Here is a 12,126-nt window from a genome sequence, read left to right on the forward strand (position 1 = left end):
CCATAAAAGAAAAGGAATAAATAAATGACAAATAAAAATGCGTACGCTCAATCTGGTGTGGATGTTGAAGCGGGTTATGAAGTTGTTGAACGAATCAAAAAGCACGTGGCTCGTACGGAGCGTGCAGGTGTCATGGGAGCTCTTGGTGGTTTTGGTGGTATGTTTGACCTTTCAAAAACAGGTGTCAAAGAACCTGTCTTGATTTCAGGGACTGACGGTGTCGGAACTAAGATCATGCTGGCTATCAAGTACGACAAGCACGATACTATCGGTCAGGACTGTGTGGCCATGTGTGTTAATGATATCATCGCTGCAGGTGCGGAGCCTCTCTATTTCCTGGACTATGTGGCGACAGGGAAGAATGAACCAGCTAAACTAGAACAAGTTGTCGCTGGTGTGGCAGAAGGTTGTGTGCAGGCAGGCGCTGCCCTCATTGGTGGGGAAACGGCTGAAATGCCTGGCATGTACGGCGAAGCTGACTATGACTTGGCTGGTTTTGCGGTCGGTGTGGCTGAAAAATCTCAAATCATTGACGGTTCAAAGGTGGCAGAAGGAGATGTTCTTCTCGGACTTGCTTCAAGTGGGATTCATTCCAATGGTTACTCTCTCGTCCGTCGTGTCTTTGCGGATTACACAGGTGAGGAAATCTTGCCAGAATTGGAAGGCAAGAAACTTAAGGAAGTTCTTCTTGAGCCAACTCGTATCTATGTCAAGGCTGTCTTGCCACTCATCAAAGAAGAGTTGGTCAATGGAATTGCCCACATCACAGGTGGTGGCTTTATCGAGAATGTCCCTCGTATGTTTGCAGCTGACTTGGCTGCTGAGATTGAAGAAGACAAGGTTCCCGTGCTTCCAATTTTCAAAGTCCTTGAAAAATATGGTAAAATCAAACATGAAGAAATGTTTGAAATCTTCAATATGGGTGTGGGACTCATGCTGGCAGTTAGCCCTGAAAATGTAGGTAGTGTCAAAGAATTGCTGGATGAACCAGTCTATGAAATTGGTCGCATCGTCAAGAAAGAAAACGAAAGTGTCATCATCAAATGAAAAAAATAGCGGTTTTTGCCTCAGGCAATGGCTCGAATTTTCAGGTGATTGCCGAAGAATTTCCGGTTGAGTTTGTCTTTTCAGACCATCGTGACGCCTATGTGCTCGAGCGGGCAGACAAGCTCGGCGTTCTGTCCTATGCTTTTGAACTCAAGGAGTTTGAGAGCAAGGTAGACTACGAAGCGGCCCTTGTCGAACTCTTGGAAGAACACCAGATTGACTTGGTTTGCCTAGCAGGCTACATGAAAATCGTTGGGCCAACCTTATTGGCGGCTTATGAAGGTCGAATCATCAATATCCATCCAGCTTACCTGCCAGAATTTCCAGGAGCTCATGGGATTGAGGATGCTTGGAATGCTGGCGTTGCTGAGAGTGGTGTGACCATTCACTGGGTGGATTCCGGTGTGGATACTGGAAAGGTTATCAAACAAGTCCGTGTACCGCGACTAGCTGATGATACGATTGACAGTTTTGAAACTCGGATTCATGAGGCAGAGTACAAGTTGTATCCAGAGGTTCTGGATAGTTTGGGAGTAGGGAGAGGATAAGAAGTAAATCAAATTTTGATTGTGCAATTTTGCTAGGAGAAAAAATGATTGAGATAAAATTAGTAGATGAGAGCAGTTTTCAGGCAGTGCTGGATTTGAAAATATCTGAAGCTGATGAACGAGCACGTTTCGTGTCTCCAAATGTACGCTCTTTAGCTGACGCATGGCTCTACCGAGAGAATGGGGATGTGTTTCCAATGGCAATTTATTGGAATGAGCTTGTAGTTGGTTTTCTCCTGTTGGAAATAGATAAGGATGAAGCGGAATACTTTATCTGGCGGATAATGATTGGCCAGCAGTACCAAGGAAGAGGTTATGGACGAAAAGCCGTGGAAGTTCTGATCAAAAAGGCTCAGATGGATAGCGATTGCAATCATATTATCGCAGATTATGTGGTTGGAAATGAAAAAATGAAGCACCTGTTGACTAGTTTGGGTTTTCAGGAAACAGGATTTATAGAAGAAAATAATGAAGTCGCTATGCGCTTGGACCTAAAGAAAGAGGAATATAATGACTAAACGCGCCTTAATCAGCGTCTCAGATAAAGCGGGCATTGTTGAATTGGCCCAAGAGCTCAAAAAACTGGGTTGGGAGATTATCTCGACGGGTGGGACCAAGGTTGTCCTTGACAATGCTGGGGTGGAGACCATTGACATTGATGATTCATATGATATCTTTGATTCAAAATTGGAGTCAGTGCTTGTTGAAGACGGCTTCAAACGGAGGTATCGGGTGTGGACACTGGTAAGATTATCAAACAAGTCCGTGTGCCACGGTTAGCTGATGATACGATTGACAGTTTTGAAGCTCGCATCCATGAGGCAGAGTATAAGTTGTATCCAGAAGTAGTGAAGGCTCTATTTACAGATTGACTTTTTGATGATTCATATGATATCTTTGATTCAAAATTGGAGTCAGTGCTTGTTGAAGACGGCTTCAAACGGAGGTATTTGTAATGTTAGAATCTAAAAAAACAACTCGATATGTATTTTATGTCTATCTGATGTTATTAACTTGGGGAATCTTATTTAAGTTTGAAACTAATCCTGAATTTATAGCATTTTTCTTAGCTCCAAGGTACATCAATTGGATTCCATTTTCAGAACCACTAATAGTAGATGGAAAAATTGTTTTTGCTGAAATGTTATTTAATCTGATTTCCTTTATTCCATTAGGTGTTTGTTTCCCTCTGATAAAAACTAATTTATCTAGTTTAAGAATAGTCGGGACAGGTTTCTTGATTAGTCTATTGTTTGAGTGCTTACAGTATATTTTAGCAATAGGTATAACAGATATAACGGATTTGACTTTAAATACGCTAGGTGTTTGTGTAGGCTTACTGATTTATCAAATTTTTATAAGAGTGTTCAAATCACAGACTAGAAAATGGGTCAATATCTTAGGTATGCTTAGCCTTGGTTTTGCTTATCTTGTTTTACTGTTACTGCATTTAATTGGTGTTTAACTAATGATTAAAAAGGAGAATATAATGACTAAACGCGCCTTAATCAGCGTCTCAGATAAAGCGGGCATTGTTGAATTTGCCCAAGAACTCAAAAAACTTGGTTGGGATATTATATCGACAGGTGGAACCAAGGTTGCCCTTGATAATGCTGGGGTGAAGACTATTTCCATCGATGATGTGACTGGTTTTCCAGAAATGATGGATGGTCGTGTTAAGACCCTTCATCCAAATATCCACGGGGGTCTCCTCGCTCGTCGTGATTTGGATAGCCACTTGGAAGCAGCCAAGGAGAACCAAATTGAGCTTATCGACCTTGTAGTGGTCAACCTTTATCCTTTCAAGGAAACGATCCTCAAACCAGACGTGACTTACGCTGATGCAGTTGAAAACATTGATATCGGTGGGCCATCTATGCTTCGCTCGGCAGCGAAGAATCATGCCAGCGTAACAGTTGTGGTAGACCCTGCTGACTATACTGTGGTGCTTGATGAATTGTCAGCCACAGGTGAAACTACTTATGAAACTCGCCAACGTTTGGCAGCCAAAGTTTTCCGTCACACAGCGGCTTATGACGCCTTGATTGCAGAGTATTTCACAGCTCAAGTGGGTGAAAGCAAACCTGAAAAGCTCACTTTAACCTATGATCTCAAACAAGCTATGCGTTACGGTGAGAACCCTCAACAAGACGCGGATTTCTACCAAAAAGCTTTGCCAACAGACTACTCGATTGCTTCGGCTAAACAGCTCAATGGGAAAGAATTGTCATTCAATAATATCCGTGACGCTGATGCGGCCATTCGTATCATCCGTGACTTTAAAGACCGTCCAACCGTTGTGGCTCTCAAACACATGAACCCATGTGGAATCGGTCAGGCTGATGACATCGAGACTGCTTGGGACTACGCTTATGAGTCTGACCCAGTGTCTATCTTTGGTGGTATCGTTGTTCTTAACCGTGAGGTGGGTGCTACGACAGCTGAGAAGATGCATGGTGTATTCCTTGAAATCATCATTGCACCAAGCTATACGGATGAAGCGCTAGCTATTTTGACCAACAAAAAGAAAAACTTGCGTATCCTTGCCTTGCCATTTGATGCTCAAGAGGCCAGTGAAGTGGAAGCAGAATACACAGGTGTAGTTGGTGGACTTCTGGTGCAAAACCAAGACGTGGTCAAAGAAAGTCCAGCTGACTGGCAAGTGGTGACCAAACGCCAGCCAACTGAGACAGAAGCGACAGCTCTTGAGTTTGCTTGGAAGGCTATTAAATACGTCAAATCAAACGGAATTATCGTGACCAACGACCACATGACACTTGGTGTTGGTCCAGGTCAAACTAACCGTGTGGCTTCAGTCCGTATTGCCATTGACCAAGCTAAAGACCGTCTTGACGGTGCTGTGCTTGCTTCTGATGCATTCTTCCCATTTGCGGATAATGTGGAAGAAATCGCCAAAGCAGGTATCAAGGCTATCATCCAGCCAGGTGGGTCCGTACGTGACCAAGAGTCTATCGAAGCTGCGGATAAATATGGCTTGACCATGGTCTTTACAGGCGTGAGACATTTTAGACATTAAGAAGGTAAAGGGAAGAAAACAGTTTCTTTCCTTTTTTGCGTAAAAATGCGGAGCAAAACGAGATTAAAACGAACGTTTATGTTATAATATTAGTAAATAATTCGCAAAAGAGGTTGTGAGATGAAACTACTTGTTGTCGGTTCGGGTGGTCGTGAACATGCGATTGCTAAGAAGTTGCTTGAGTCAAAAGAGGTAGAAAAGGTTTTTGTTGCTCCTGGGAATGATGGGATGACTCTGGATGGTTTGGAATTGGTAAATATCTCTATTTCCGAACATTATAAATTGATTGAGTTTGTAAAAGCCAACGATATTGCTTGGTCATTTATCGGGCCAGATGATGCCCTTGCGGCTGGTATTGTGGATGATTTCCATGCAGCTGGTCTCAAAGCCTTTGGTCCGACAAGATTGGCAGCGGAGCTGGAATGGTCCAAGGATTTTGCCAAGGAAATCATGGTCAAATACGGCGTTCCGACAGCAATATATGGCACATTTTCAGATTTCGAGGAAGCCAAGGCCTATATCGAAGAGCAGGGTGCGCCTATCGTAGTCAAGGCGGATGGCTTGGCGCTTGGGAAGGGTGTCGTCGTTGCGGAGACGGTTGAGCAAGCAGTCGAAGCAGCTCACGAGATGCTTTTGGACAATAAATTTGGTGACTCAGGTGCGCGTGTGGTTATTGAGGAATTCCTTGAAGGAGAGGAATTTTCACTCTTTGCCTTTGTCAATGGTGATAAGTTCTACATCATGCCAACAGCTCAGGACCACAAACGTGCCTATAATGGCGATAAGGGGCCTAACACGGGGGGTATGGGTGCCTATGCACCAGTTCCACACTTACCACAGAGTGTGGTTGATACAGCGGTTGACACCATTGTCAAGCCAGTCCTTGAGGGCATGATTCAAGAAGGTCGTCCTTATCTGGGTATCCTTTACGCAGGGCTTATCTTGACAGCGGACGGACCTAAGGTCATCGAGTTCAATGCTCGTTTCGGAGATCCTGAAACTCAGATTATCTTGCCTCGTTTGACATCTGATTTTGCGCAAAATATCACGGATATTCTCGATGGTAAGGAGCCAAACATCACGTGGACGGACAAGGGTGTGACGCTGGGTGTGGTTGTCGCATCCAATGGTTACCCGCTAGACTATGAAAAAGGTGTCAAGTTGCCAGCCAAGGCAGAGGGTGATATCATCACCTACTATGCAGGGGCTAAGTTTGCGGAAAATAGCAGAGTACTGCTATCAAACGGCGGACGTGTCTATATGCTCGTCACCACAGCAGATACTGTCAAAGAAACTCAAGATACCATCTACAGTCAACTCGCCCAACAAAAAACAGATGGCCTCTTCTACCGAACAGATATCGGAAGCAAAGCAATTAAGTAAAGATATAAGAAAAAGCGACGCAGTCGCCAAGTACAATAATGGTCGCATAACTTGCGAGCGTTAGCGAGCTAATATAGAACAATAACCGCCGTTGTGAAAGAACGATTAGATGATAATCCAATCGTTCAGGGAAATTGGAAGACCTTGGGCTTCCGATTTAGGTATGAGACACCTTTGGTGCCTGCTGCCGTCCCTCACAACCTAAGGTGATTGAAAAAGAGGAAAAAGGAGAAGAAATGAAACCCGTAATTTCCATCATCATGGGCTCAAAATCCGACTGGGCAACCATGCAAAAAACCGCAGAAGTCCTAGACCGCTTCGGTGTAGCCTACGAAAAGAAAGTTGTCTCTGCCCACCGCACACCTGACCTCATGTTCAAACATGCCGAGGAAGCACGTAGCCGTGGCATCAAGGTCATTATTGCAGGTGCGGGTGGAGCTGCTCACTTGCCAGGTATGGTCGCTGCCAAAACAACTCTTCCAGTCATCGGTGTGCCAGTCAAATCTCGTGCCCTTAGTGGCGTGGACTCGCTCTATTCTATCGTTCAGATGCCGGGCGGTGTGCCTGTGGCGACAATGGCTATCGGTGAAGCTGGTGCGACAAATGCGGCTCTCTTCGCCCTCCGTCTTCTTTCAGTAGAGGATCAGGCTATCGCGACAGCTTTGGCAGATTTCGCAGAAGAACAAGGAAAAATCGCAGAGGAGTCGACGAATGAGCTCATCTAAAACAATCGGAATTATCGGTGGCGGCCAGCTGGGTCAGATGATGGCCATTTCTGCTATCTACATGGGGCACAAGGTTATCGCGCTGGATCCTGCGGCGGATTGCCCGGCCTCTCGCGTGGCGGAGATCATCGTGGCTCCTTATAATGACGTGGATGCTCTGCGTCAGTTGGCTGAGCGTTGCGATGTTCTCACCTATGAGTTTGAAAATGTCGATGCTGATGGTTTGGATGCGGTTATCAAGGAAGGACAACTCCCTCAAGGGACCGACCTGCTCCGCATTTCGCAAAATCGCATTTTTGAAAAGGACTTTCTCTCAAACAAGGCTCAAGTCACTGTGGCACCTTACAAGGTTGTGACCTCAAGCCAAGATTTGGCAGATATTGACCTTTCTAAAAATTATGTCCTAAAGACTGCTACCGGTGGCTACGATGGGCATGGACAAAAAGTCATTCGCTCGGAAGCAGACTTGGGAGAAGCCCGTGCACTAGCCGACTCAGCAGACTGCGTTTTGGAAGAGTTCGTCAACTTTGACCTTGAAATTTCTGTCATCGTGTCTGGAAATGGCAAGGATGTGACAGTCTTCCCAGTTCAGGAAAATGTCCACCGTAACAACATTCTATCTAAGACCATTGTTCCAGCTCGAATTTCTGAGAGTTTAGCAGACAAGGCCAAAGCTATGGCAGTGCGAATCGCAGAACAACTGAACTTGTCTGGAACACTTTGTGTGGAAATGTTTGCGACAGCTGATGACATCATTGTCAACGAAATCGCTCCACGCCCCCACAACTCTGGTCACTACTCGATTGAAGCCTGCGACTTCTCCCAGTTTGATACCCACATTTTAGGTGTTCTGGGAGCATCATTACCAGACATCAAACTCCATGCACCTGCTGTTATGCTTAATGTTCTCGGCCAGCATGTCAAAGCTGCTGAAAAATATGTCGCAGAAAATCCAAGCGCCCACCTCCACATGTATGGTAAAATAGAAGCGAAGCACAACCGCAAAATGGGGCATGTGACTTTGTTTAGTGAAGAGCCAGATGAGGTTGGGGTATTTCTTGATTAAATGTGAGTAGATATTTGTATTATTACATGGGATGTTATTTAATCAGTATGATTTAGTTATAAATAAAAGTTTGTAGATGGAGGTTTGGGATTAATTCTATGAATAACTATTTTAAATCAATTTATAAATTGGAAGGCGATGTTCAAGAAGAAATTCTATATGTATTAGATTCAAACTTTTTGTCGTATGCAGTACAATCAATTAAGAGTTCAGAAAAATTTTTTAAGTCTATTGAACAGATAAAAGATTCATTATATGTTCCATTTGTTGTATATATGGAAACTATTCATAATCTTAAATCACATATAAAAGAAACAGAGAACGTTATAGAAGACATAATTAAAATATATGAAAATATTGAAAATTTAGATCTTTTCATCAATATAGATGACCTTAAAAAATTTCTCTTTAATAAAGTCACTAAGGGAATATCTGATAAGACAAATGGGAATATTAATTATAAGGGTAATGACGGTGCTAGAACGCAAATTGAGAATATAATACAACACATTGCTAAAGAAATTATAGATAGTGTTGAGGATATAAATAAAAAAATTGCAAATAAAACTGAAAAAATGCAATTTGAAAACAAATATAATATTAAAGAATATTCAGAAAGTATAAATGAGAGATTGAAGCAAATCAATGATATTTTTAGTTCTAATCAAATTGTAGGCAAAGAACTTACCGTAGATGATTTTAACAAATATATAGAACTAATTGAACAACGATTTGCAGAAAAACGTGGTCCTGGCTATAAAGATAACTCCAAAGAGGAAAAAAGACGTTTTGGGAATATCGAATTTCAAAGAAAATACGGTGATGCGATATTATGGCTAGAACTAATTGATTTCGTTAAAGATAGTGAAAAATATTCTAAAGTACTACTTGTATCAGACGATATAAAAAGTGACTGGAGTGAAAAAAAGGGGGAGAGTGAATTAAGTTTTGATTTAAAAATTGAGTTTTTACAAAAGACGGGAAAAAGTATTGATAGATTGACAAGTGCTGAATTTATTTCTAATATTTTATCGCTCTCAGAAGAGGAATCTAAAAATATTTCGGAGGAAATACAAGAATTCAATAAGTTTGAAACTGAATACGAATTTAATGATACTCTGATAATTAGAGCAAGAAAAAGAGGATTTGACGACGTGTTCTTAGGTGAAAAATGTTGGTATTCTGTAAGAATAGATGACAGAAAAATCCCCTATATAAATTATGTAGCTGCGTACCAAACAAGTCCAATTTCTAAAATTACACATTTTGCTAAAGTTAAATCTATAGTTACTTCTGATGAGGATACTACCAAGAAGAAAATAATTTTTGATGGTGAAGCACAAAAATTACCTAGTCCGATTCCTTTGGGGTATGATTTAAATGCATTACAATCCAATAGATATACAAATTTAAGAAATTTATATAATTCGAAAGATATTGATGATCTTTTAATTAAAGATTACGAATATTATCAAGCTAAACAATTTGAGGAAACAGATGAGGAGTAAGATATTGTTCTTATGAAAATATTAGTAAAAATTGGCAACACAAATATCTGATATTGTATGAGAAATATTGAATTAAATTAGGAGATATACAATAAGAGTTTTTAAAAGATATAGCTTTTCTATAAATTGAATAACGTAAGAAGGAAAACAAGATATTTTTTAGCAAACTAACTCGGGTTAAAAACCCCTCTTATTCGTATAGAAAAAAATAAAAAGAAAGGAACAAGGGCACTCGTATTTACAAAAACTGAATACGTGCTACGGACTTCCTCATTGTAAACAAAGAAAGGGGATGGGCATCTAGTATGCAGAACTGAACCCGGGCGGAAAGCTCGGAATTTAGATAAACCTCCTAGGACGCAAGCGTCCGTTGTTGGTTCCATAAAATTCAGTCGCGTTCTAGTCGCCCTTGGTATCTTAAACATGATCGACCGTTACTCTCGCCCTGAGATGGCGAACATTTGGAGTGAAGAAAATAAATACCGTGCTTGGCTTGAGGTGGAAATCTTGGCTGACGAGGCATGGGCTGAGTTGGGGGAAATCCCTAAGGAAGATGTGGCTTTGATTCGCGAAAAGGCGGACTTTGACATCGACCGTATTTTGGAAATTGAGCAGGAGACTCGCCACGATGTGGTGGCTTTCACACGTGCGGTTTCTGAAACGCTTGGTGAGGAGCGCAAGTGGGTCCACTATGGATTGACTTCTACTGATGTGGTGGATACGGCCTACGGGTACCTCTACAAGCAGGCCAACGACATCATCCGTCGTGACCTTGAAAACTTCACCAACATCATCGCTGACAAGGCGAAAGAGCACAAGTTCACCATCATGATGGGTCGTACCCACGGTGTGCACGCTGAGCCGACAACTTTTGGTCTGAAATTGGCGACTTGGTACAGTGAAATGAAGCGCAATATCGAGCGTTTCGAGCATGCGGCTGCTGGTGTTGAAGCTGGTAAGATTTCAGGTGCGGTTGGGAACTTTGCCAACATCCCGCCATTCGTTGAGCAATACGTCTGCGACAAGCTGGGTATCCGTGCCCAAGAAATCTCTACACAGGTGCTTCCTCGCGACCTTCACGCTGAGTACTTTGCAGTTCTTGCTAGCATTGCGACTTCCATCGAACGTATGGCAACGGAAATCCGTGGTCTGCAAAAATCAGAACAACGCGAAGTAGAAGAATTCTTTGCTAAAGGTCAAAAAGGTTCATCTGCTATGCCTCACAAACGCAATCCAATCGGTTCTGAAAATATGACTGGTCTTGCGCGTGTTATCCGTGGGCACATGATCACAGCCTATGAAAACGTTGCTCTCTGGCACGAACGCGACATTTCCCACTCATCAGCTGAGCGTATCATCACACCAGATACAACCATCTTGATTGACTACATGCTCAACCGTTTTGGAAATATCGTCAAGAACTTGACTGTCTTCCCTGAAAACATGATCCGCAACATGAACTCAACTTTTGGTCTTATCTTTAGCCAACGTGCCATGTTGACCTTGATTGAAAAAGGTATGACCCGTGAGCAAGCCTATGATTTGGTACAACCCAAAACAGCCTACTCTTGGGACAATCAAGTAGACTTTAAACCACTTCTTGAGGCAGATCCAGAAGTAACATCACGCCTCACTCAAGAAGAAATCGACGAAATCTTCAACCCTGCATACTATACCAAACGAGTGGATGATATCTTTGAACGTCTTGGTTTAGGATAATTAGAATAAAAATCGAATTTCTATTACTCCATTTATAGGAGTAGCAGAACTTCGATTTTTCTTTTTTATTAAAGCTATTTTTATAAAAAGATTCCCAATATTTTAGTAAAATTTCAACTAATTTAATCGATCTTCATTGACATATAGAAAATACAGTTTTGATGGGATATAATAATCATAGAAAAAAGCCCAAGCGATTAGGCTCAGGCTTTCTTCTTAGTGATCACGGTCACATGAAATGAATTTGATTTTGTAGTAATCCGCTCGTTTATAAGTTTCGCTGTAAGCGAGAACCTGACCAGTAGACTCTAATTTAGTAGTCTTGGTTTGTAAAACGCTAGGGAATTGTTCATCGACTCCGAGGACCGAAGCCGCATGTTCTGGAGTTGGAAATGCTATTTCATTGATTTCTTCAAAATGTTCATCATTCATGTGGATGTGATAATCCAATTTGAAACGGTTATAGATAGAGCTATAATATTCAAGATTTGGATAATTTGCGTTGATGTATTGTTCTGGAATATAAGATGTGTGATAGATGTATACGACACCATTTGTTTCGCGTACACGTTCAATCTTGTAGTAGAATTGGTTACCGCGTAGTCCAAGTTTTTCTAAGTAGCTTAGTTTGTTTCCACGCTCAATAGAAAGGACGGTCACTTTATCATCTTTAGTTTCAAAAACTTCTACATCAGAAAACTCTACGAGTTTGTGTTTGCGTGCGCGTGAAACGAATGTACCCTTTCCTTGTTGGCGGACAATATAGCCATCTTTGGCAAGGTCGTTTAAGGCGCGGACAACTGTGATAGAACTTACATCATACATAGCAATCAATTCAGCTTCAGTGTAAAATTTATCTCCACTAGCGAATTGGCCAGAAATGATTTTGTTCTTTAATTCATCTTTTATATATTGATACTTTGGAATTGCCATAATTTCACCTCGATTTTCCTTCTCCGTTAAAGATTTTACCATAAAACCGGAAAGAATAGTAGTCTTTTGAATAAAAAAATTAGAATAATAGGCTATAAGGTTAATTTACATAAAAAATAGGAGATTTTATACATTTTTATACATGCCACCTGTTTGAAGC

12 protein-coding genes and 2 pseudogenes are annotated in these 12,126 nt (G+C 41.7%); 13 read left to right on the forward strand and 1 reads right to left on the reverse strand.

Annotated elements, in window-relative coordinates:
- Window positions 1-24: 24 nt before the first annotated feature.
- The 13 genes and pseudogenes from purM to purB all read left to right on the forward strand — a co-directional run bounded on the left by purM (window position 25) and on the right by purB (window position 11,033).
- The gene (gene purM, locus N8L90_RS05075; protein WP_261024459.1) at window positions 25-1,047 is read left to right on the forward strand and encodes a phosphoribosylformylglycinamidine cyclo-ligase; all 1,023 of its coding nucleotides are present in this window, start codon (window positions 25-27) and stop codon (window positions 1,045-1,047) included.
- A complete protein-coding gene (gene purN / locus N8L90_RS05080) occupies window positions 1,044-1,595 on the forward strand; it encodes a phosphoribosylglycinamide formyltransferase (RefSeq protein ID WP_261024461.1) in 552 nt (183 codons plus the stop codon). Before purM ends, purN begins: the two co-directional genes overlap by 4 nt.
- A gap of 44 nt (window positions 1,596-1,639) precedes the next feature.
- Complete coding sequence (locus N8L90_RS05085; RefSeq protein ID WP_101776949.1) at window positions 1,640-2,113, forward strand: GNAT family N-acetyltransferase; 474 nt, start codon at window positions 1,640-1,642, stop codon at window positions 2,111-2,113.
- Window positions 2,106-2,258: pseudogene (locus N8L90_RS05090) on the forward strand (bifunctional phosphoribosylaminoimidazolecarboxamide formyltransferase/IMP cyclohydrolase); the annotation flags it as partial. The gene N8L90_RS05085 and the pseudogene N8L90_RS05090, both read left to right, overlap by 8 nt.
- Window positions 2,259-2,323: 65 nt before the next feature.
- Window positions 2,324-2,467 (forward strand): annotated as a pseudogene (locus N8L90_RS05095) (formyltransferase family protein); the annotation flags it as partial.
- 83 nt (window positions 2,468-2,550) lie between these two features.
- Window positions 2,551-3,060, forward strand: a complete 510-nt coding sequence (locus N8L90_RS05100) for a VanZ family protein (protein WP_023944088.1) — start codon at window positions 2,551-2,553, stop codon at window positions 3,058-3,060.
- 24 nt (window positions 3,061-3,084) lie between these two features.
- Window positions 3,085-4,632 carry a bifunctional phosphoribosylaminoimidazolecarboxamide formyltransferase/IMP cyclohydrolase gene (purH, locus tag N8L90_RS05105; RefSeq protein ID WP_101776951.1) on the forward strand — a complete coding sequence of 516 codons (1,548 nt, stop codon included), beginning with the start codon at window positions 3,085-3,087 and terminating at the stop codon, window positions 4,630-4,632.
- Window positions 4,633-4,752: 120 nt separating this feature from the next.
- Window positions 4,753-6,015 (forward strand): phosphoribosylamine--glycine ligase, encoded by a 1,263-nt coding sequence (purD, locus tag N8L90_RS05110; protein ID WP_261024469.1) that lies wholly within the window; start codon window positions 4,753-4,755, stop codon window positions 6,013-6,015.
- 93 nt (window positions 6,016-6,108) lie between these two features.
- Window positions 6,109-6,225 (forward strand): phosphoribosylaminoimidazole carboxylase, encoded by a 117-nt coding sequence (locus tag N8L90_RS05115; protein WP_261024470.1) that lies wholly within the window; start codon window positions 6,109-6,111, stop codon window positions 6,223-6,225.
- A 26-nt stretch (window positions 6,226-6,251) separates the two neighbouring features.
- On the forward strand, window positions 6,252-6,740 hold the full coding sequence (gene purE / locus N8L90_RS05120) for a 5-(carboxyamino)imidazole ribonucleotide mutase (RefSeq protein WP_000805604.1): 489 nt from the start codon (window positions 6,252-6,254) through the stop codon (window positions 6,738-6,740).
- Window positions 6,727-7,806 carry a 5-(carboxyamino)imidazole ribonucleotide synthase gene (gene purK, locus N8L90_RS05125; RefSeq protein WP_261024471.1) on the forward strand — a complete coding sequence of 360 codons (1,080 nt, stop codon included), beginning with the start codon at window positions 6,727-6,729 and terminating at the stop codon, window positions 7,804-7,806. The genes purE and purK overlap by 14 nt, the downstream gene beginning before the upstream one ends.
- A gap of 98 nt (window positions 7,807-7,904) precedes the next feature.
- Window positions 7,905-9,314, forward strand: a complete 1,410-nt coding sequence (locus tag N8L90_RS05130; RefSeq protein ID WP_261024472.1) for a PIN-like domain-containing protein — start codon at window positions 7,905-7,907, stop codon at window positions 9,312-9,314.
- Window positions 9,315-9,737: 423 nt separating this feature from the next.
- Complete coding sequence (purB, locus tag N8L90_RS05135) at window positions 9,738-11,033, forward strand: adenylosuccinate lyase (protein WP_261024476.1); 1,296 nt, start codon at window positions 9,738-9,740, stop codon at window positions 11,031-11,033.
- A gap of 216 nt (window positions 11,034-11,249) precedes the next feature.
- Here purB and N8L90_RS05140 read toward each other — a convergent pair whose 3' ends face one another.
- Window positions 11,250-11,966, reverse strand: coding sequence for a GntR family transcriptional regulator (locus N8L90_RS05140; protein WP_001007194.1), 717 nt, complete (start codon window positions 11,964-11,966; stop codon window positions 11,250-11,252).
- Between the last annotated feature and the right edge of the window lie 160 nt (window positions 11,967-12,126).

It is taken from the genome of Streptococcus mitis, assembly GCF_946190115.1.
In the GTDB taxonomy this organism is placed as follows: Bacteria; Bacillota; Bacilli; order Lactobacillales; family Streptococcaceae; genus Streptococcus; species Streptococcus mitis_CO.

Coding starts and splice junctions, on each gene's coding strand:
- purD (WP_261024469.1), top strand. CDS start 4,753: ATGAAACTACTTGTTGTCGGTTCGGGTGGTCGTGAACATGCGATTGCT.
- N8L90_RS05085 (WP_101776949.1), top strand. CDS start 1,640: ATGATTGAGATAAAATTAGTAGATGAGAGCAGTTTTCAGGCAGTGCTG.
- purE (WP_000805604.1), top strand. CDS start 6,252: ATGAAACCCGTAATTTCCATCATCATGGGCTCAAAATCCGACTGGGCA.
- N8L90_RS05100 (WP_023944088.1), top strand. CDS start 2,551: ATGTTAGAATCTAAAAAAACAACTCGATATGTATTTTATGTCTATCTG.
- N8L90_RS05140 (WP_001007194.1), bottom strand. CDS start 11,966: ATGGCAATTCCAAAGTATCAATATATAAAAGATGAATTAAAGAACAAA.
- purK (WP_261024471.1), top strand. CDS start 6,727: ATGAGCTCATCTAAAACAATCGGAATTATCGGTGGCGGCCAGCTGGGT.
- purH (WP_101776951.1), top strand. CDS start 3,085: ATGACTAAACGCGCCTTAATCAGCGTCTCAGATAAAGCGGGCATTGTT.
- purB (WP_261024476.1), top strand. CDS start 9,738: ATGATCGACCGTTACTCTCGCCCTGAGATGGCGAACATTTGGAGTGAA.
- N8L90_RS05130 (WP_261024472.1), top strand. CDS start 7,905: ATGAATAACTATTTTAAATCAATTTATAAATTGGAAGGCGATGTTCAA.
- purM (WP_261024459.1), top strand. CDS start 25: ATGACAAATAAAAATGCGTACGCTCAATCTGGTGTGGATGTTGAAGCG.
- purN (WP_261024461.1), top strand. CDS start 1,044: ATGAAAAAAATAGCGGTTTTTGCCTCAGGCAATGGCTCGAATTTTCAG.